Source organism: Haloarcula sp. CBA1122 (assembly GCF_009741785.1).
Classification (GTDB): domain Archaea; phylum Halobacteriota; class Halobacteria; order Halobacteriales; family Haloarculaceae; genus Haloarcula; species Haloarcula hispanica.
On record NZ_WPCB01000012.1, the window covers coordinates 65738 to 86583 of the forward strand.

The window sequence follows — 20846 nt, forward strand, 5'->3', positions numbered from 1 at the left end:
CTATGGAAGCCACTGTCAGACCAACGGCTGTTACACGCTGGAGCGAGACATGAGCCTCTTCACTGCTGTTGTCGTCTTTGTGGTGGGACTGCTCTCCGGTATCGTCATCCGATGGGTCGCTGGACTCGCTGCTGCTCTCGCGCTCGTCTTAGTGCTGTTGGGCGCGACCACTCCGGATATCGGCCTCATCACTTTTGTAATGGAACAGTACTATCACGGCAACGAACTGCTGTTTCTCGCCGGATTGCTGTTCGGGCTGGACGCCGAACACACCAGAGATGCTGTCGAGGGGTGACTCACAATCCTCGAACTCGCTGAGCCTGTTGGACTGGCGTTTCGGGGGAAGTGTCCATCAATGACGAGCGCTTGAGTGCGCTGTCACAGTGTTGCTGGTCCAGATAAACCGTGGTTACGCTTCAGGACAGAAAATATACGAATGGCGGATATCGCTGTCATACGTGAGTGACCCCGCGGGCGTTCTGAGTAGCGTTGCAACTGAGTAAAGGTCGCCGGCCGCTCCCGCTGACCAGTCCAGACGCGAGCGTGAACGTGATGCCTGTGGCGGTTTCGTCGACCGAAAAAAACGGCGTCGAGCGCGGTTCCCTGGGCGTACCAGAGTATGCCGCCGAACACCACCGCAGCGACCGGTACCAGCACACTCACGAGACCGAGTATCACGAGCGGCGGGTATCGAAACGGCTGGGGTGACTGATAGCCCGCCGGCGTTGCAGGGCGCAACGTGTCGGCGGGAGTGTAATCGCTTGTCGGCATACCCGTGATTCAGCCGGAGGACTGAAAAATCAGGATGTCACTTCCGCCCTGTTGTAACTGAGAAGCAACCAGTCACTGCCGGTTGGTTCGACAGCAGGCGGCGAGCATATATTCGCTCTCATACAGCTATATAGAACTCATATAAAGCACCTATACCAGATTCACCGATGTTTCACAAACGACCTTACATAGATGGCTTCACCACCGACGTTTCATCCGGACCTCGGCGCACCACACCAGCGAATCCGCGGTCACAGATGGGAGGAAATCTACGTTGTCGGCGACGTCCACGGGTGTCGTCCGACCCTCGAACGCCTCCTGAACCGGTTAGACCCCACCCCGGACGAACTCGTGGTCTTCGTTGGTGACCTCGTCCGAAAAGGTCCGGACAGCGCTGGTGTCGTCGACATGGTCCGGCATACGCCGAACTTCCTCACCGTCCGTGGCAACAACGAGCAGAAACTCATCGACGGCCGCAAATCGATTCCGTCGTTGACCGACGACGACCTCTCGTGGATGGCGTCGCTTCCGGTGGCAATCTCGTGGGACGATTCGCTGGTCGTCCACGGTGGCGTCGACCACCGCAAGTCAATCGCGGAGCACGAACTGACTGAACTGCTGAACATGCGCTCACTTGTTCCGGACGGAAGCTACGACCGCCCGTACTGGTTCGAAACACGCCGTGCTGACCCTCGCATCTTCTTCGGTCACACGGTGCTTTCCGAGCCATTCGAGACACCTACTGCGGTTGGTCTAGACACCGGGTGCGTCTACGGCGGGCAGTTGACGGCGTACCAGTGCTCGACGCAGGAGTTCGTCACGGTCGACCCGGAGACGACCCACGAAGCCCGGTCGTCCGATAGCATCGTCGACCCGGAGCGTGCCCCGCCGACATCAACGTAACCCGATGGACCACGATTCAGAACCCGCCATCCCCGCGTACGAGCCAGCGGATGTCGACCTGACCGACTCGTCGCTGTATCTCAACCGTGAATTGAGTGCGCTCGCGTTCCAGCGGCGCGTGCTCCACGAGGCGCTGGACCAACGGAATCCGCTGTTGGAACGGGTCCGGTTCCTCGCTATCGTCACTCGCAATCTCGACGAATTCACGATGAAACGCATCGGCGGCCTCAAACAGCAGATAGAAGCCGACGTGACCGAGACGGCCCCAGACGGTCGAACGCCCGAGGAGCAGTTGGCGGCGGTCCACGAGACCCTGCGGCCGATGCTAGCGACGCAGGCCCGCTGTTACCGCGACGCGATTCGTCCCGCGCTTGCTGCGGAAGGTATCGAGATTCTCGACTACGACGACGCTGCTGCCGCGGAACAGTCTGAACTGCGAACCTACTTTGAGGAGTCTGTGTTGCCGACCCTGACACCGCTTTCGTTCGACCCGGCACATCCGTTCCCGTTTATTTCTAACCGGTCGCTCTCGCTCGCTGTACTCACCCGGCATCCGAACGCCGAGGACCCGACGTTCACCCGAATCAAGATTCCGCCGAACAGGCCGCGGTTGGTCCAACTCGGGGACGATACTCGATACGTACTGCTTGAGGAGGTCATCCGTGCGAACCTTGATCTACTGTTACCGAACGTCGAAATCGTCGACACGGCCCTGTTCCGACTGACCCGCAACGCGGAGGTCCGACGTAATCAGGAGATTGCCGAGGACCTCATTGACATGGTCGAAGACGTCCTCGAACAGCGGCGATTCGCGTCGGTCGTCAGAATGGAACTCTCTCCCGACGCCGACTCCCGTATTCGCTCGACGCTCGCGACACAGCTCGGTCTCGACGAGCGCGAGATATACGACCTCCCGGGTCCGCTGGATTACCGGGATTTCGCGGAGTTGACCGACCTTGACCGACCGGACCTCTCGCTGGACGAGTGGACGCCACAGCCACACCCCCGTCTCAACGGTCACCGACAGCAGTCGTTCGGGAGGCCGGATACGACGGACCCGAGTGTCTTCCGGCGCATTCAGGACGGAGACATCTTGCTGCATCACCCGTACCACGACTTCACGGACACCGTCCAGCGGTTTCTCTCAGCAGCAGCCGAAGACCCGGACGTCTGGCGGTGAAAGCGGCTATCTACCGGACTGCAAGCGACTCACAGATCATCCAGTCGCTGATAACGGCCGCTGAAAACGGGAAACAGGTGGCGGTGATGGTCGAACTGAAGGCCCGCTTCGACGAGCAGAACAACCTCGAATGGGTTCGCAAACTGGAGGAAAACGGTATCCACGTCGCCTACGGAACGGTGGGGCTGAAGACCCACACGAAGACGGCGCTGGTCGTTCGGGAGGAAGACGACGGCGTCGAACTGTACTCCCACATCGGCACGGGGAACTATCACTCCGAGACGGCGAAGGGATACGTCGACCTCGGACTGTTGACCGCCGACCGTGACATCGGCCGCGACCTGACCAAGGTGTTCAATTTCTTCACCGGGCCGTCGCTGGACGAGGAGTTCCGCGAACTCCTCATCGCACCGGTGACCATGCGCAAGGAGTTCACCCGGTGCATCCGTCGGGAAGCACAGCACGCACAGGCCGGTCGGCCTGCCCGTATTGTCGCAAAAATCAACGGACTCGAAGACCCCGGTATCGTCGCCGAACTGTACCGCGCATCGATGGCAGGCGTCGACATCGACCTCATCGTCCGCGATATCTGCCGCCTCCGACCCGGACTGGAAGACATCAGCGAAAACATCTCGGTGTACTCGCTCGTCGGCCGCTTTCTAGAGCATTCCCGTATCTTCTACTTCGAGAACGGCGCACGGGGCGACCCCGCTACCGAAGACGACTGGGGCGACCCCGAGTACTACATCGGTAGCGCCGACTGGATGACCCGCAACCTCGATTACCGGGTCGAAGCAGTCACACCCGTGACAAGCCCCAAAATCCAGCGCCAACTCCGTTTCACCCTCGACCTCCTCCTCTCGGACAACCGCAAGCTCTGGGAGATGGACAGCGACGGCGAGTACCACCAGCGGTATCCGGACGACGGCGAGCGCGTGATCAGCGCACAGGACATCCTGATGCGAGAAGCGCTAAAAGCCGGTCGCTCTGAAAACCTCATTACAGGTATCCCCGGTGACTATCCGATAGCCGGTGATCTCTGTATCACAGGTGATGGCACTGAACAGCCAACTGAGACAGGTGCCGAGTCGAAACCACTGACTGAATCCGAGGGTGAGTGTACGGCTTCTGATGCCGATACAACTGACGAACCTTTTGAAGTCACGGACGGTGGAAACCCTGACGAAGTTCTGGCCACATACAGCGACCGGTGGTACGTCCCGGACAGCGTCGTGTACAACTACGCTGTTCGAACACCCGATGGAGAGCGGCGCTACCTCAAAACCAAAGCTGGCGTCACTGATCTCCTCGAACGACTGTATAGCGATACGGAATAGCTATTTGGCTATACTATTTCTCAGTTTCTTTTCGGCTCAGTAACTGCGTTGCCCATCAATATGGGACCGCTTCACACAAAATGCGTTTTAATCCTTCACGAGGCCTATGAGCATGGCCTATCGAGTGTCCCGATGTAACTATGGACTTACAGGAATTCGTCCGCTCCAACGCCCCCGCAGACGGTGGCGATGGGTTCCAGAAAGAGAACAACAGGCTACTTGACATCCCACTCGATGGGACTGTGATGGTCAAAGCCGGGTCGATGGTCGCGTACACCGGCGAGGTCACGTTCACTGGCAAGTCCTCGGCGGAAGGCGGTATCACGGGCTTCGTCAAGGAGGCCGTGAGCGGCGAAGGGACGCCAGTCATGGAGGCCGAAGGGAGCGGCCACCTCTACGTGGCCGAGAACGGCAAGAAGGTACAGGTGCTGGCCCTCGATGACGGAGAATCGATATCGGTCAACGGCACTGACGTGCTCGCGTTCGAATCAACTATCGACTACGAAATCAACACTGTCGGCAGTCTCTCTGGCATGGCTGCTGGCGGCCTGACGAACGTCTACCTCACCGGCCCCGGCGAAGTCGCGCTGACGACACACGGCGACCCGCTGGTGATGACGCCGCCGGTGTTCACCGACCCGGACGCGACCGTTGCGTGGAGCTCGAATCTCTCGCCGTCTATCGAGATGAACAAGACCTTCGAAATCGGCCAGACCTCTGGGGAATCGATCCAGATGGAGTTTACCGGTGACGACGGCTTTGTCGTCATCCAGCCAAACGAGGAGGAGTCTGTCACGCAGAGTCAGAGCTAATCGCCGCCGAGTTACCGCGTCGAAGACACCGAGCGCTTGCGGAGCCGTCCCCGAACGAACGGCCGGATTGGCGTTATGCCCAGATTGAGTCGCTCGATTTCGACGACGTCGAACGACTGTTCAGCGACGAGCTGCGTCCCCGTCTGTCGGGTGAGGTGGCAACCGCCGGCGAGACGCCTCCAGAGCGGTGCGAGGGCTGACTGTACCCGGGCGCGCCACCCGTCGTCGATGACGTGCTCGAAGAAACGCAGTTCGCCGCCGGGTTTGAGTACGCGGACGATTTCACTTATCGCGGACTCGACCTCTGGAATCGTACAGAAAACCATGGAGGCGATGACGACGTCGAACGTGTCCTCGTCGTACGGGAGAGCTTCCGCCGGTGCCGACTCGATATGAATCGGCGTGGCCTGCGCGTTTGCCTTCTCCTCCGCCTGACGCCGCATATGCGGGTCTGGCTCGATAGCGTGAACCTCCGTCGAGGCGGTCGCAACGCTCTCGAAATACGGAAACATCGCGCCGGTTCCAGCGCCAAGATCCAGTACCGTTCCATCCAGATTCGCTACCAGATACTCACGATGTGGTCGCAAGAGCGTCCGCTCAACGAGTGCCGTAGCCGGATCGTAGATAGCTGCAAACAGCGGCGACGCGGGCTCCTGACTGGCGTTCGGTTCTGCGGGCATAGCAGCAGTAACGGCGGCTCCCCTGAAAGCATTGGTTCACTCGAAGGGTGTCACACGCGCTCGCACCCTGCTGTCAGTCTCCGTCAGCCGACATCTCGACGCCCGCTTCGTCGATATCGACCTTGGCTTCGGTGAGGTTGCTGTCTCGCCACGTCCCGCGTCGATACCAGCCGTAGGCGATGAGCGCCCCTGCGACGTTCGAGACGGCGAACGACAGCCAGATGCCGGTCTCGCCGAGCGGCACAGCGGCGAACCACGCAATCGGGAAGCGGATGATTCCGAGCATCAGCACGGAGATGGCCGCGGCGGTGAGCGTCTTCCCGGCACCGCGGAAGCTCCCGGTGTAGGCCCGCATGATGCCGATGAAGCCGAAGGACAACGCGACGTAACGGAGGAACTGCGTCGTGATTTCGACGACTTCGGGGTCCGTCGTGAACAGGTCGGCTATCGGTGCGGCGGTGAACCAGACGAGAACGCCAGCCAGGGTGAGCACGCCGAACAGCACCGTCGCCGCGAGGCCGGCCGCTTTCGCTGCCCGGTCCGGCTTGTCGGCCCCCATGTTCTGGCCGGTCATCGTTTCGACGCCGCGAGCGACTGCGATAGCCGGCAGGAAGACGACCGAAAACACGCGCGTTCCAATGCCGTAGGCGGCGACGACCGTATCCGGGAACATCGCGACGATGACCAGCAGCAGGTTCATCGATAGCGCCCGGCCCGTCCCCTCGACGGAGGCGGGTAGACCGATGCGAACGAGACGGCGGAGATACGAGAGGTCCGGGGCCATATCACGGAGGTGAATCTGGACGCCGCGGTTCCCTCGAAACATAATTGCCAGCCCGACGACCAGCGCCAGCGCCCGGGAAAAGACGGTCGCGATGGCGGCCCCTTCGATGCCGAGTTCGGGGAACGAGACAGTTCCCACGAGCGGCGCGTTCTCGACGACTGTCCAGCCAAATATCAGGAACGGGTCGATGATGATGTTGAGCACAACTGAGCCGAACATGACGAGCATCGGCGTTATCGTGTCGCCGTAGCCCCGCATGAGCGCGACGAAGACGAAGAAGCCGAACATGAACAGCAGGCCGAGTGAGATGACCTCCATGTAACTAGTCGCCATGGGGAGGACGTCTTCGGACGCGCCCATCAGGCTCAAAAACGTATCGACGCCGAGATAGCCCGCGATGCCGAGAACGAACGAGACGATGACGGCGAACGTGACCGTCTGTGAGGCGGCGTACTCGGCGTCGCGCTCCTCGCCTGCGCCGGTAAACTGCGCGACGAGGACGCTGCCGGCGACGGATATCCCCATCCCGAGCGAGATGAGGAGGAACACCATCGGGAACGCGAAGCTGATTGCAGCCAGCGCGTCCGTGCTGTACTGGCCGAGCCAGAAGGTGTCCGCGAGGTTGTACGCGGTCTGGAAGAGATTCGTGATGACGATCGGCATCGAGAGGAAAAACAGCGGCTTCCCGATGCCACCCGACGTGAGGTCGAACTCCTCGGGCCCCTTGAACAGCGCACTAACGCGACTTCGAATCCCCATCAGCGGGTCGCCTCCGCTGGCGTGTCCGTCAGGAGATGGGTCTCAGCGTATCGCGTAATCGTCTCTTTGAATCTGTCTATCGAACGGTCTGTGGCGACGTGTCGGGTATGGGCACCTGTAATCGCCGTCACGAGAAACTCCGCTGCGACGGCCGGCTCGACCCTGCTATCGAACTCCCCGGTTTCGACGCCGGCCGCGATGATTTCCCGCAGCCGGTCGAAGAGCACGGCATCGAACCTGGCCAGCTGTGTCCGGAAGGCGTCGTTGTACGGGGCCTGTGCCTTTATTTCGAGTATTGCCGTTCTGAACTCCTGACCGGGCGTCTGTCGCCCATCAGTGAGAACGGTGTCCAACAGCGAATCGAGTTCTTCCCGCGGTGTACTCCCGTCGACGCCCGTTATCTTTGCAGTGTATCGTTCGTACAAGAAGTCCAGAAACTCGGTAAAGAGGTTCTCTTTGCTGTCGTAGTAGTAGTGAATAGACGCTTTGCTCCGGTCTGCCTCGGCAGCGATGTCTTTGACCGTGAGCGCGGCGTACCCGTGCTGGCAGAGGGCGCGGTACGTCGCGTCGAGAATTTCGGTAGCTGTATCGTCATCCATGGCGGCTGTGACGGAACTTACTAACTAGTTAGTCAAAAACGCTTTGAAATCTACAAAGTGATCGATTGGCATTGATTACGTCTATTCTGGCGGATAAAAACTTACTAACTAATAATTTATGTACTCAATGTTATGCGGGTCACAACGGTTATCCAACCGTAGGTGAAACCGTTACTCAATGGCTGGACCATCGGACCGCACCTTCTCGGACCAGACCGAGGAGATAATGCAGGCGACCTACCGGGCGCTGCGCGAGCACGGGTACGCCGATCTCACGATAAAACGGATCGCGGACGAGTACGGCAAATCGACGGCTGCAGTGCATTACTACTACGACACGAAAGACGACCTTCTTGCGGCCTTTCTCGATTATCTGCTGGAGCGGTTCGTCGATTCGATTCACGACGTCGAGACGACGGACCCCGAAGCCAGACTGGAAATCTTGCTCGATGAACTGCTCGTCAAACCCCAGGAAAACCCCGATCTCTCGGTCGCCCTGTTAGAGATGCGGAGTCAAGCACCGTACAAGGAGGCGTTCAGCGACCGGTTCCGACAGAACGACGAGTACATTCGGTACATGCTCAAGGCGGTCATCAATCACGGGATCGACGAGGGTGTGTTCAGCGACGTCGACGCGGATCACGTTACCCGTTCGCTGCTGACGATCATCGACGGTGCCCGGACCCGCGCCGTGATGCTGGATGACACCGAGGAACTCGAAACAGCCCGACAGACGGCGAGTGAGTACGCCGACGCGATGTTACGGTAACCAGCCACCTTGTACCGCCACCGCTCAGCCACCGTGTGTCTGCATCACAGAGTCCTGACGACACCGGCTATCGTTACCTTGAAGCCTCGGTTCCACAGACGTCACAGCCTATCGACCAGAGGCCGATTAGCGCGATAACGGCCGGCATATGCGCGAGGACTAGCAACGGAACGACGAGTCGACCGAGGCCGAGGGAACTGCCCAGGGTGCGGACACCAGTTCCGAATATCGGGAGCGAGAGCAACGCTCCGAGTGTTATCACGCCTCGTATGGACAGCGACTGTTCGTCGATGACGTGACGGAGATGCCGAATATGGTCACGTATCACGAACACTGCACCTCCTCTGTGACGGCTGAGGGCGGGTTCTGGGCTGTGTCTGTCCTCCATTTTTAGGCTTACCTAAACACATTCAGGCCCGACTGCGACCAGGTACACGAAAATGCTTTGTACGAACGTGTTCGACACCTCGGAATGATTAGTTGACAAATCCTGGGTGGAGATGAGCAGGACTCTAAAGGCTGCCAATCGGCCTTTTGACCGTCAGACTTGGCCCGCAAGCCGTGATTCGACCTGCGGGAACAGGACGTTGTTCTCCTTGTGGACGTGCATATGTGTGTCCTGCTCCAGTGTTTCGAGTCGTTCGAGCAGGCTCTGATAGCTCGGACAGGCGTCGTCCGGAACCGCGTACCCGTCGCTCAGCTCTGTGATCCGTTCGAGGTGCTCGGCCGTCGCTTCGTGGTCCGATTCGAGGTCCGCGAGCGCCTCGTCCAGACGCGCTCTTTCCTCGCCTGTGAGTTCGTCTCTGCTGTCGAGCTTCTCGATGACGGGGAACACGTCCTGTTCCTCCTCTGTCGTGTGCTGACTCATCTCCTCGGCCAGTTCGAGGACTTCCCGCTCGATGTCCGCCAGCTCTGGATGCTCTTCCGCGTGGACGCTCCGAACTTTCTCAGCGAGTTGTTCCAGGGCTGGCAGCTCCTCGCGGAGGTACTGATGGTGGCTGTCGACGACGTGTTCGATGAGGGCAGTCATCGATTCCCATTCGTCCCCGCGCTCCTCCCTTTTTCGACGCGCCTCGTCCAGTTGCTCCCGGACGGCATCGAGATCGAGGTCCGCTTCGGTACAGGCTGTCCGGAGCATCTGGTCACCGCCACAGCAGAAATCGAGCCCGACTGCTTCGAAGACGCGAGCGAACGCCGGGTTCTCTCTGACGAGTGCGCCGAGCGGTCGGTCCGGATCGATTGGTTCAATCATTGGTAGCTGTTACTTGCGTTCGTTGTAGGGAGCGCTCTGTTCCCCTGTTCTCGGCGTTTGGGTCCGTAGTCCATGGTCAGAACGGGACCTCCGTCTCTTCGTCGGCTGACTCGTCGACGGTCGTCTCGGCCTTTCCGATCAGGACTCTGAACTCACCGGGGTCCTGCTGGCGGTAGGTCCAGCGGAACTCCGGGCCCGCCTCGGCCTCGAACTGGTGGTACAGCGGCTTGGGGTCGTGGTCGTTCACCAGCACGAATCCGCTCTCGGTGTCCAGCTCGGCGTACGCCTCGAAGATCTGCTCGTGTCGCTGTGCCGGCGGGAGATCTCTGACATCGAGTTCGTCGGTAATCTCGACTGACTCGTCGTCAGATGGGGCTTCCGACACGTCATCTGCAGCGGTATCCGATTCACCGAACTCCCCTGTACTCTCAGTTTTCGTGATCTGGACGCGGCAGCGGCCGGGCTCAGATTCGACGACCTCCCAGGCGAACGCGTCGCCGTACCGCTGTCTGAACTCCCGTTGCAGGGGCCGCGGCTCGTGTGGGGCGATGAGTTCCATCGTCCCGCCCTCGGGTATCATTCCGTATCGGTGATGGATCGTCGGATGCCGCTCCTGTTTGGGGATTTCGCGGACGTCGTACCGCGTAACGATGTCTTCACCGGTGGTCTCGGAATCGCTGGTCTTGACGATCTCGACCCGCCATTCACCGCCGCCCTGACTCGCGTAGTCCCACTCGATTACCTCCCCATGCATCGATTTGAGCTCGTGATACAGCGGCTTGGGGTCGTGGTCGTTGACGAGGACGAACCCGTCACCCGCCGCCAGACCGTCGAAGATATCGAGAAGCGCCTCGTGTCGTCGTTGTGGCTTCAGGTCACGGACGTCGATTGTGGGGTGCGACTCGTCCCCGAGCGGTTCGCCGACGGTCACCTGCAGCTCTCGCGGCTCTGCGTCGGGATGTGCGTATTCCCACTCCAGCGACCGGCCTTGTTCCAGCTGGTAGCGCACCAGCTGGGGGTCGATATCCCTGTCGGCCACGACTTCGATGGTATCACCGATCTCGGCTCCCGACAGTACGTCGAAGAGCTGTTCACGGCGTTGTCCTTCCGACTGGTCTCGCAACTGAATCTCTCTTGGCATCTCTATACTGGATGGTACACGAGTGGACTGATGTCACCTGTCCCGAAGGGGTTCGGCAGCATCCCGATCGCTCCACCGATTGCACGGTGCCCAGTCAGGGTATCCCGTCACTGTCGTACCCATTTCGAGACTGAGAACGGGCCGCGGATCCGCTCGCTAATACGTTCGCCGTCACGGTCTTCCGCTGACTTGTTTGACGACGTGGAACGGGCGGTTCCGAATCGGCGAGGGATTCGATAGCGGGTGCTGACACCACTCCCCGTCTATGGAACGCACTGCTCGCCGTCGCCGCCTGCCTCTGGACAGTGGCCCAGACAGGCTCCACCCACATGACTTCGGAGACGAAACACACCGTTTTTCGGGAGGAGGAAGCCGATATCGAACGCCGTCTGTTCGTCGAGGGTCGTATCTAACACCGATTCGAAGAAGGTGGAAACGACGCAGAAACGCCACCCAACCTCCGTCACGAGAGCGTCCCCGCGATCCGTGAGCGTCACTCCCTGATATTTTTCGTAGTCCACCAGTCCCCGCTCGTCGAGTTTCGACACCATCTCCGTGACGCTGGCCGGGGTCACGTTCAAGAACTCCTGCAGTTCCCCGGTCGAAACCCGCTCTGTGGGAGATTCCGAGAGGACAGAGACGGCGAAGAGATATCGGCCTGCGCTCCGCTCGATATCGGAAACCGACGGCGTGAGCGACGAAGCGGACCCTGTTTGCGATTCTGAGGACATATCTCTTGGTCTCTCAGCTATTGCGGAAAGTGTAGTCCCGAACCCCTTCGCTCTGTCTCGGGTACGAAATCGACCGAACATCTCCGGCCCCAGGGTTTTGATTAGGTGTGCCTAAAACTGGGTTGCTCATGGGTACGGGAGAAGGTGAAAACGGGGCGATCTCGTTGCTCGGTATCAGACGTATTGCTGACGGCTCGCCGACTCGCCGGGCGGTGTCGGTTCGGTCCACGCTGCTCCTCGCCAGCCTCGTTTCGCTTACTGGATTCGCTTGGGTGGAAACGGGGACGACACTCGTGGACTGGGGGGTCCGGCTCGCTCACGTCGGCGCGTTCTCGCTGTGGTTCGGCGGCGCGATGTGGCACAACTTCGTCGTCTTGCCGACAGTACGGTCCCGACCCGACGCCGGTGAGGCGCTGAAACCACAGGCACACGCGTTCCGCCGCCACCTCCCCGTCGTTATCTCGGTCGTATTCGTGACCGGCGTCTACCAGACTGCCGGCCTCATCGGGTTGTCCGCTCTAGCGCTGCTCGCTTCACCGATTGGGCACCTTGTCGCTGTCAAACTGCTCGTCCTCGCCGTCTTGACCGCAATGGTTGCCGCCAGCTTCAAGCGAAACGGGTAGTCGGCTTTACGGACCGCCACCACGGCCGAGTCGGCATCTCGCGCCGACTGTCTTCGGGTCACGAGGTCCGTTCGCCGGTAATCGTCCACAGCGTACTCTGTATCGATTTGCCCACAAAGTACCCGATAAGACCCCATAGAACGCTACTTTCGACGCCCTGCAACACGGCTCCGACACCAGCACAGAGGACACCGAGGACAACGCCGGGATAGTTCTGTGTAGGCGATAGTACTTCCATAGACCCTTTCAGCTATTTGTAAAAAAGAGCATTTGTCCGAACCTGTTCGTGTCTGCATTGACAGACCGCTACCGAATTATAGTAACAATTGAAACGATTTCCAACGGCTACTATAGCTGTGGCTGGTCGGGGATACCCTCTTGATGGTGATTCGGGTCCCGCCGACTGGGGCGGAGCCTCGTATTGTCGACTGACGCCGACGGAAGCACGCTTTTGAACTACAGAACGGGCGTTCTAAACTCGCAAAATGCACCTTGTAACCGTCGCCGCTCGTCCCCATCAGCCAGCGACAATCGGATACACTCAACTACCAACCGCATTCGTTTCGGCCCGTTTGAACAGCCGACGGGTCGCCTACGAGTCCACAGTATCGCCGCCGACACTTTGTTCTGTCGGCGGCTGAATGGTCAGGTGATCCCGCTTCGATTCGATGAGGGACGCCGGCAATCGAATGTCGCCGTCGGAATCCCGCTCAACGCCGAATATCTCCTGCACTTCGCTGTTGATGACAATTGTCTGAAGTTCTCCCGTAGCTGTATCGAGCGTAATGTTTTGCAGTGTGCCGACTTCGCGGCCATCGGTACTCACGACCCGGACGTTGGAGAGCTGGTTTGCGAGGACCGTTCGCATACTAGTCACTCATCCCGAAATTACCATAAAAATACTGATCTCCCCCAACTTCCCACGCCCTGTCGTCTCTTATTGCAAAACGACTGAATATGTTGATGGCATGAACATCGCCGACGCCGAAACGGCATAACAGAGATGACCGTTTGCAGCAGAGCGCCCTCGCCGGCCCTCCAAGCTGATTAGTACTGCCGAGTTCAACGTGGTTTTAAGCTATCGCAGACGGTTTTTCAGTCCCACCGTAACTGCTAATCGTATGCCAGTGAATTGCCCTCCATCTGCAGTCCAGTACTGTCTGCAGTATCGCCCGCAAATATACGCACAGTTGCCCGCTCTGCGGGAGGTGGTTCTGTGAGGGTTCGGTCGGTGGCGCTGGCCGCGGTGCTTATCGCCGCAACGGCGACGGCTCCGGGGCTGGCCGCTGCGGAGCAGCAGGCCACGGTCTCAGAGGACAGTTTTCCACTGCACTCAGACGAACAGCAGGTGATCACCGGGGAGACCACGCTGGAATCCGGGACGGAGATGACGGTCAGAATCCAGTCAGCTGATGCGTCGAACCCATTCCTTCAGCAAAGACAGGTCAGCGTGCAGCCCAATGGGACGTTCGTCGCCCAGTTCGACATGTCCGCGGTGCCGGCGAACACGTCCTACGAACTATCCGCTCATGTCGACGGTGACACGCTGTTTGAACGTACTGGAACCGTCGCTGAGTGCGACAGCAACTGTACTGACCCAGTACCGGATATCCAGACTCCGACAGAGACTGACGAGGACGAAAACGTCGTCACGGTCTCTCAGGGAGAAACCGCTGAAATTCCGGTCTCGATGACTGATGGCGGGAACAAAACGCTCTCCGTCGGCAGCGAGGCAGTCAATTATCAGATCAACGCGACTGTCAGCGACGACGACGAGGACGGTGAGGTGCTGGTCCTCTTCGACACCGCGGCTGCCGGCACCGACGCGGAGACCCTCAGTGTCGCGGACGACGGCGACTCGCTCACCGTGACTGCGACAGAGCCGGAACTCCCGTCGACGCTTGCCCCCGCCGCGTACACCTACCGCGTGTTCGACGGCACGACCGACGATTCGCCGACTGTCGGGACGCTCGTTATCGAAGCAAACGAGACGGCAAACGAGGAGTTCGAGGTCGAGGAGACTGCCGAATTCGGCTTCGAGGAGTCGGTGACCCGGGCTCAACAGGGCGACACTGGCCGGATTCCAATCGTCCTCGCAACCGCTGATGCGGCCACTGTCTCTATCGGGAGCCCGGCCACCAACTACGAGATCAATGCGACCGTCCGCGACGGGAACGGCGATGATCGTGTCGTCCTCCTGTTCGACACCACGGCGGCCGGCCACGACGAACCCACCCTCGAAACCGCGGCGGACGCCGACGCCGTCGCAGTCGAGTCCGGTTCGGAGGTCGCCCTCGATTCGCAACTCGCCGCGGCGAGCTATGAATTGTCGCTGTTTCGCGGGACCGAGGCGGCCGACGAACCCGATGCGGTCGGCACGCTACTGATCACTGATGGCACCAACTCGTCTGCGGATGCGTCCTCCGACAGCGTCGATTCAGTTACCGGCGAAACGCCGGCCCCAGGGCAGTCACAGGACGGTGATTTCGGAATCGGTACCGGCGCTCTCGCCGTCGGTGGCATCCTCGCCATCGCTGGTGTGGGGATCTGCCTGCGGTCTCTTATGAACTGACGCTTCGCCTGACGTCCGCAGGCCGCTTTTCGAAGCAGTATCGGGGCACAGCAAGTCGGCTTTTCTATCAGGGTGATCGTCCCTATTGACCAAACTATACCGTTATCGTTGGGGCTAGATCAGTGAGCGATGCTTTCCTGCCCGCAGATCGCCGCAGCGGAAGTGTCGGCTCGGCTACGGAACTCGCTCAGGCTTGCCCGTCAACCAGTAGGGCGGCTATACCAAGCACCGTGAGACAGAGGCAGAAAAACAGCAGGCCCGGTTCGATGACCTCGAAAACGAATCTAGCGACAGCGTTCGTCCCACTGACCGGCCCTGCGTTCGGACTCGCCGGAGCCAAAACCCCGTCGCCTGCGGTCGCGGTCGCCAGTTTCTCCGCGCCCCATTGGACGAAGAGGCTCGCGAAGCCGATGAGTCCCAGCCCAGTGACGACATCAGCCATCGACTGCTGGAGACGCGGCTCCAGGTCGCGATCGCCGACGAGCACAATCGGATCGCTTGCGGGACCGTACACGGTCATCTCGTTACCCTTCGAGGAGTAGACCGTCTCGACCGGTTCGATGAGCTCTGCGTCTTCGAGATTCGAGACGTGGTAGTGGACGTTCTGGACCGACGTGTCACACCGGTCCGCTATCTCGGACGGCGTTCCAGGCTCGTCGTACAGCGTGCGGAACAGCGACCGGCTGGTGTCCGATGCGAGCGCGTCGAGAACGTCGTCGGTTTCGTTCTCCGCAACACCGAGTACCCGCGGTGATTCGTCTGCTGTCCCGGTCCGCTCCTGTAACGTTTCGATAGGGCTCGACATGGGTCACTGTCGGATATATGATACGGCACTCTTCAAAGGTCTGTGGCTGGGTTAAAACGAGTTTTAACCATCAGTACGGTTCTGTGCAGCCCGGACCGCGCGGACTGGCTCGACCGCCCCGTGGCCGGTTCCGTTGTCGAGTCCCGGTCGTCCCACGTCTCTCGTGGTCCGTTCCAGCAGGTGTTCGGTTTCGCGGGGGGACAGCGACTCGTTTGCATCCAGCAGCAAGGCTGCGGTGCCACCGACGTAGGGGACTGCGGCCGAAGAGCCGACGAAGCCGTCAGGTGCTGCGGCGGCGAACTGTCTGTCCGGGGCCACGACGTCGACGCCGACCCGGTTATCGACTGTCGGGCCTCGTGAACTGAACGGTTCGAGCTGGTCGATACGGCTGTTGTACGCCCCGACAGTGATGGCTTTCCGGGCCGTGCCCGGAGCCACAATGCTGTTCCGAGTCGTCGTGTGCTGGAGGTCGTGCGTCGGTGACACGAGCCGGAGCCGCGCGCCAGTCGGCGATGCTGGCCCTCGAACGACGAGATAGTAGTCGCCGGGTCTGACGTCGGCAACGATCCGCTCGTTTGGTACATCGTCACCGCGGTAGGGCTGTGAGCGGGCGACGAGACGGGAGTCGGTTCCGTTCGTCCGGTACAGTTCGACTGTGTACTCCTCGTCTGCATGGCCCCGGTCCCACGAGAGCCAGACCGTGATTTCGGTCCCGCCTCGAACGTAATTCTCCCGACTCCCGTTGGTAAACGTGACCGTCCGATTCTTTACGTCCTCGGACGTGTACTGCCCCGACCAGTGGGATTGCGCGAGATTACCGGCTGGGGCGATGAACACTGACCCACTCTCCGTCGCTCGCGTCGCACTCCGGGCGACCGGTCCGGTTCCATCGCCTGGCTGCCCGTAGAACGAAACGGGTGCGACAATCACGTCGACATCCGCTTGAACGAGCCAGTTGACTGCCTGTCGGTAACTGTCGACGCTATCGACCCGGGCGAGATAGAGGTCGGCGTCCGGTGCGGTCCGCGACACGACGGCGGCCGTCGCGGTTCCGTGTGCCTCCCGTGTGTCGTCTACGGACCCACCGCCGAAGCTCCGTGTTTCGGTGACCTGTCCGGCAATCGTTTCTGACTCCGTATCGAATCCGGTCGGATCGACGATGCCGACCGAGACGTTCGAACCTGTGACCCCGGCCGTGTGGAGACGTGCGAACCGGCCGGCTGCTCCGTCCGACACCGATACTGATGCGGCATCGGCCCTATCCGGACGGGGGTCTGTTGGCCCTGCCACTGCGAGCATTGCGATGCTACCAGTGAGTGATACGATTGCGACGACGGCCAGTAGCAGAACAGTCCGATCACGCACTGCTGACCACCTGCCGCGATACGCCCGTCGGAATGTGGGGCGCCGGCCTCTCAGCGAACACTGCCCGGGAATCGAGTGCCGTACCGAGATGTCCGGCCACTCGGTGATACATATCGTAGAACACGTCGCCTGTGAAAACCGACGCACGTACATTCACATAGCAACAGTATAACCGGCATACACGTCGTTTCATGGTTACTTTCGGTCTGTGGTGTGGGTCTCAACTGTAGTACCAACGCACTGTTAATTGAGCAGTCGACAACGGGGAGGGCGGGGTGTGCCCGTTGCCGTGTGGACACCCGGACTGGGATGGATTCCGATTCGTGGAAACCGGCGGCATACGGGGAGGGCGCTGGCAGCCGGGAACCGTCTCAGGCGGTCGCCGGCGTTTGCCCCGTCGGTCGGGAGCATACTAAAGCTACCAGAGACTAAAAACTGGTTTTAAACGTCGAGAGCTGTGGGTTGTGGCCGATTCACACACCTTGGTACTCGTCGTCGACGGATTTGCACCGGACTGCGAGATGGAAGATAATTTTGGGTCGGCCATCGGATTCCGACTGGATGTTGTGCCCTGATATTGGCCTGCCGAGATTCAGCAGCGGGCCGTTGGTTCCCGTTGTAGCGTACCTCCTGGTAATTGTCGTCCTCTCCGGACTGGTGATCATCTTCCCCGGCGCATCGCCGCCGCCCGTCTTGGGAATGCTCTGGGGTGTCTTCCTCGTCGCACTCACCGTTGGTGCGCTCAGAATTGAGACCGTCTCACCGCGCTCTCTGCTCCCGCCTGTTCGCACACTGATACCCGTGATCGGGGTGGTCATCGCGTTCTGGGGACTGTACAACCTTGTCGCGGTCGCCCTCGCGGTGGGTGGGATCTCCGGGTTCGACGCCTCGCTGTCGAGAACCGCTGCCCACCCGCTGCTGTATCTCGCGGCGCTTTTCAGTTCGCTTCTGTTCACTGCGATCCCGGAAGAACTCCTCTTTCGCACGTACCTGCAGGAGAAATTCACGAGGCTGGCCGGCGGGACGACTCGGCGTGCGGTGCTGGCTGGTATCGGCCTCGTCGCAGTCCTATTTGCCCTGTTTCATCTCCCGCGGTGGTTTCTCGCATCGGGGCACGGCGTCGGTTCCACGCTGGCAGCCAGACTCCTCGGACTGACGCTCATGGGACTCGCTTACGGGAGCGTATACGCACTGACGGGCAACCTCTGGCTCGTCGCCCTGTTCCATGCATCGATGAATCAGCCGCCGGTAATCGTATCGGTGCATATCCCGACCGAGCTACATCTGGTAGCGAGTGTGATCGAGTATGCCGCCATCGTCTCGCTTGTCTACCTGACTGTTCGGGTGGTCGAATCCGGCGGGACACCGCTGATCTGGTCACGGCGGAACAACCCTGCCTCGACCGGGGACTGATACTGCCGGCTGTACGTCTGTGAAGAATCTCGCCACTTCGGGGTGGCGAATCTCTTGAAATAGTTACAGCCGGCAGTATGAGCAGTCGCTCCGCAGTTGAGGTGTGGTCCGGGCCGTACGTGTTCCACTTTGTGTAGATGGCAACCAACCGTAACAGGCGGAGAGAGACTGGGCTTTATTTCCGCTTCGTACAGAGACGTGACCATGGATCTACAGACGGAAACCTGGACTGATATGGCGGCTGTCGAGACGAGCCTGGCGCTGCTTCCCGTCGGGAGCACGGAGCAACACGGACCACACGCGCCGCTCGGGACGGACACGCTCGACGCCGAGGCGGTCGCCGAACGCGGTGCCGAGCAGTACGACGACCACGTCGTTGTCGCACCGGCAGTCCCCGTCGGCGTCGCCGAGGAGCACCGGGCGTTCACCGGCACGCTGTGGACCTCCGAATCGACGTTTCGGTCCTACGTCCGTGACATCGTCCGGAGCCTCGCCAGCCACGGCTGGGACCATGTGGTGCTGGTCAACGGCCACGGCGGCAACATCGACGCCTTGCGGGAAGTGTCCGGCAAGATAACCCGCCACGACGAGGCCTTCGCCGTTCCGTTCACATGGTTCAACGCGGTCGGCGACCACAGCACCGATATGGGCCACGGTGGGCCGCTGGAAACCTCGCTCCTCCAGCACACGAATACCGAAACAGTCCACGAGGACCGACTGGACGAGGCGGCGGCCGGTGGCAGCGACGGCTGGGGGGAGTGGCAAAGCGGCGTCAACCTCGCGTTCGATTCAGACGAGTTCACCGAAAACGGTGTCGTCGGTGACCCGCGCGAGGGGAGCGCCGAACGCGGGGAGACGCTGCTGGAGCTGGCGACCGAGTCTCTCGTCGACCTCCTCGATGAGATCGCGGACCGACCGGCCGGACCGCGCGAGTGAGAGCTGAGCCAAGAGCAGACAGCTTATATTAAAATCACACTATTTGGTCAGTCTTCAACAGAGTTCACACACGTTTCCCAGTCAAAAGTCTATGATGTCGTTAGTATGGCTAAATATATGTTCAAATCTAGTATTTATAGTTAGATCATAATCAGATATGGTTGTATATGCAAAATATGTTGGTGTATCTTGTGGGACAGCTCATGATTCCACGTATTGGCTGGAAGCGGACGCCCCGGTTCAGTCGTCGCCCGCCCCTCGCTTCCGGATCTGTTTCCCACCGGCGTCTGGCGTCCGGAGCACCGCTTCGTCCGTTTCCGGTCCCAGGACTTCCACGCGGACGCTCGACACTTTGTACTCGGGGATGCCGGCGGTCGGGTCGAACGTCTCGCCGGTAAGCTTGTTGACCGCGCCAGCTGCGAAGTGCATCGGGATGAACAGCGTCCCCGGGCCGACGCGGTCGGTGACCTGTGCCTTGACGACGATATCGCCCCGCCGGGACTCGACGCGGACGTACTCGCCGTCGGCGATGCCGAGCTTCTCGGCCGTCTCGGGATGTACTTCGACGAAGCTCTCGCCGACGTGGCTCATCAGCCCCTCGACGCGGCGGGTGATCTGGCCCGTGTGCCAGTGATACAGCACCCGACCCGAAGTGAGCGTCAGCGGGTACTCCTCGTCGGGAATTTCGCCGGGGTGCCCGCCGTCGGCCGGAACGAAGCGGGCTTTGCCGTCCTCGAAATTGAAATTGCCGTCCTCGTAATCATAGAGATACGGCGTGCCCTCGTGGCCCTCGTCCCAGCAGGGCCACTGCAGGCCGTGTTCCTCGCCGGATTCGAGCCGGTCGTAGGTGACACCGCCGTAGATTGGCGCGAGCGAGTTGATCTCGTCCATGACCTCCCGCGGGTGGTCGTAGTCCCAGTCGTAGCCCAGCCGTCGAGCCAGCGCCTGCGTGATTTCCCAGTCCTGGCGGGCCTCGCCCGGCGGCTCAGACGTGGGCCGGACCCGCTGGATGCGTCGCTCAGTGTTGGTGAACGTGCCGTGTTTCTCCGGCGAGGTGGCTGCGGGCAGCACCACATCGGCGTAGTCCGCCGTCTCGGTCATGAAGATGTCCTGGACGACGAGGAACTCCATGTCTTCCAGGGCCTCGGCGGCGTGCTGGATGTCTGGCTCCGAGAGCGCCGGGTTCTCGCCGACCACGTACATACCGCGGAGGTTCCCCGCGTGGGCCTCGGCGAGCATCTCCGGCACTTTGAGCCCGGGTTCCTCGGGCGGTCGCTCGCCCCACGCGTCGGCGAACTTCTCGCCGACCTCGTCGTCCGCCGGGTTCTGATAGCCCGGCAGACTCCCCGGCAGGGTTCCCATGTCGCCGCCCCCGCCCCTGGACGTTGTTCTGGCCGCGGAACGGCGAGAGGCC

Annotated in this window: 18 protein-coding genes and 2 pseudogenes; 9 read left to right on the top strand and 11 right to left on the bottom strand. The window is 60.7% G+C overall.

Annotated features, from left to right (window positions below; translation table 11 throughout):
* Positions 1-49 precede the first annotated feature (49 nt).
* The 4 genes and pseudogenes from GJ630_RS06950 (at position 50) to GJ630_RS06965 (ending at position 5003) form a co-directional block, all read left to right on the top strand.
* Positions 50-295 carry a hypothetical protein gene (locus GJ630_RS06950; protein ID WP_050038431.1) on the top strand — a complete coding sequence of 82 codons (246 nt, stop codon included), beginning with the start codon at positions 50-52 and terminating at the stop codon, positions 293-295.
* Positions 296-963: 668 nt separating this feature from the next.
* Entirely contained in the window at positions 964-1674 is a 711-nt protein-coding gene (locus GJ630_RS06955) for a metallophosphoesterase family protein (RefSeq protein WP_014031236.1), read from the top strand.
* A gap of 4 nt (positions 1675-1678) precedes the next feature.
* Positions 1679-4191, top strand: a pseudogene (gene ppk1, locus GJ630_RS06960) (polyphosphate kinase 1).
* Positions 4192-4331: 140 nt separating this feature from the next.
* A complete protein-coding gene (locus GJ630_RS06965) occupies positions 4332-5003 on the top strand; it encodes an AIM24 family protein (RefSeq protein WP_014031234.1) in 672 nt (223 codons plus the stop codon).
* 11 nt (positions 5004-5014) lie between these two features.
* Here the strand turns inward: GJ630_RS06965 and GJ630_RS06970 are convergent, their stop codons facing one another.
* From GJ630_RS06970 to GJ630_RS06980, 3 genes are all read right to left on the bottom strand, one after another.
* Complete coding sequence (locus tag GJ630_RS06970; protein ID WP_191907493.1) at positions 5015-5683, bottom strand: class I SAM-dependent methyltransferase; 669 nt, start codon at positions 5681-5683, stop codon at positions 5015-5017.
* A 73-nt stretch (positions 5684-5756) separates the two neighbouring features.
* Positions 5757-7226 carry an MATE family efflux transporter gene (locus tag GJ630_RS06975; protein ID WP_014031232.1) on the bottom strand — a complete coding sequence of 490 codons (1470 nt, stop codon included), beginning with the start codon at positions 7224-7226 and terminating at the stop codon, positions 5757-5759.
* A complete protein-coding gene (locus GJ630_RS06980) occupies positions 7226-7825 on the bottom strand; it encodes a TetR/AcrR family transcriptional regulator (RefSeq protein WP_014031231.1) in 600 nt (199 codons plus the stop codon). Before GJ630_RS06980 ends, GJ630_RS06975 begins: the two co-directional genes overlap by 1 nt.
* A 178-nt stretch (positions 7826-8003) precedes the next feature.
* On the opposite strand from GJ630_RS06980, the gene GJ630_RS06985 reads away from it, so the two are divergent.
* A complete protein-coding gene (locus GJ630_RS06985; protein WP_008312200.1) occupies positions 8004-8594 on the top strand; it encodes a TetR/AcrR family transcriptional regulator in 591 nt (196 codons plus the stop codon).
* Positions 8595-8667: 73 nt separating this feature from the next.
* Here the strand turns inward: GJ630_RS06985 and GJ630_RS06990 are convergent, their stop codons facing one another.
* The 4 genes from GJ630_RS06990 to GJ630_RS07005 form a co-directional block, all read right to left on the bottom strand.
* Positions 8668-8922: a hypothetical protein gene (locus GJ630_RS06990; protein ID WP_261384997.1), complete on the bottom strand. Its 255-nt coding sequence runs from the start codon at positions 8920-8922 to the stop codon at positions 8668-8670.
* Between the two features lie 213 nt (positions 8923-9135).
* Positions 9136-9846 (bottom strand): iron-sulfur cluster repair di-iron protein, encoded by a 711-nt coding sequence (gene ric, locus GJ630_RS06995; RefSeq protein WP_191449614.1) that lies wholly within the window; start codon positions 9844-9846, stop codon positions 9136-9138.
* Between the two features lie 76 nt (positions 9847-9922).
* Entirely contained in the window at positions 9923-10987 is a 1065-nt protein-coding gene (locus GJ630_RS07000; protein ID WP_191449615.1) for a DUF2249 domain-containing protein, read from the bottom strand.
* Between the two features lie 263 nt (positions 10988-11250).
* Positions 11251-11718, bottom strand: coding sequence for a metal-dependent transcriptional regulator (locus GJ630_RS07005; RefSeq protein ID WP_014031227.1), 468 nt, complete (start codon positions 11716-11718; stop codon positions 11251-11253).
* 128 nt (positions 11719-11846) lie between these two features.
* Between GJ630_RS07005 and GJ630_RS07010 the strand changes: the two genes are divergently transcribed.
* The gene (locus tag GJ630_RS07010; RefSeq protein ID WP_079980861.1) at positions 11847-12341 is read left to right on the top strand and encodes a hypothetical protein; all 495 of its coding nucleotides are present in this window, start codon (positions 11847-11849) and stop codon (positions 12339-12341) included.
* 592 nt (positions 12342-12933) lie between these two features.
* Here the strand turns inward: GJ630_RS07010 and GJ630_RS07015 are convergent.
* On the bottom strand, positions 12934-13209 hold the full coding sequence (locus tag GJ630_RS07015; protein WP_191449616.1) for a PRC-barrel domain-containing protein: 276 nt from the start codon (positions 13207-13209) through the stop codon (positions 12934-12936).
* Positions 13210-13557: 348 nt separating this feature from the next.
* Here GJ630_RS07015 and GJ630_RS07020 point away from each other — a divergent pair, with 348 nt between their 5' ends.
* Complete coding sequence (locus GJ630_RS07020) at positions 13558-14913, top strand: BGTF surface domain-containing protein (RefSeq protein WP_225308140.1); 1356 nt, start codon at positions 13558-13560, stop codon at positions 14911-14913.
* Positions 14914-15100: 187 nt separating this feature from the next.
* On the opposite strand, the gene GJ630_RS07025 is transcribed toward GJ630_RS07020, so the two are convergent.
* Positions 15101-15718 (bottom strand): helix-turn-helix domain-containing protein, encoded by a 618-nt coding sequence (locus GJ630_RS07025; RefSeq protein ID WP_014031224.1) that lies wholly within the window; start codon positions 15716-15718, stop codon positions 15101-15103.
* A 63-nt stretch (positions 15719-15781) separates the two neighbouring features.
* Positions 15782-17083 carry a S8 family serine peptidase gene (locus GJ630_RS07030; RefSeq protein ID WP_064289001.1) on the bottom strand — a complete coding sequence of 434 codons (1302 nt, stop codon included), beginning with the start codon at positions 17081-17083 and terminating at the stop codon, positions 15782-15784.
* 561 nt (positions 17084-17644) lie between these two features.
* Between GJ630_RS07030 and GJ630_RS07035 the strand changes: the two genes are divergently transcribed.
* Positions 17645-18496: a type II CAAX prenyl endopeptidase Rce1 family protein gene (locus tag GJ630_RS07035; RefSeq protein ID WP_191449617.1), complete on the top strand. Its 852-nt coding sequence runs from the start codon at positions 17645-17647 to the stop codon at positions 18494-18496.
* Positions 18497-18700: 204 nt separating this feature from the next.
* Positions 18701-19432: a creatininase family protein gene (locus GJ630_RS07040; protein WP_191449618.1), complete on the top strand. Its 732-nt coding sequence runs from the start codon at positions 18701-18703 to the stop codon at positions 19430-19432.
* A gap of 240 nt (positions 19433-19672) precedes the next feature.
* Here GJ630_RS07040 and GJ630_RS07045 read toward each other — a convergent pair.
* Positions 19673-20846: pseudogene (locus tag GJ630_RS07045) on the bottom strand (molybdopterin oxidoreductase family protein); the annotation flags it as partial.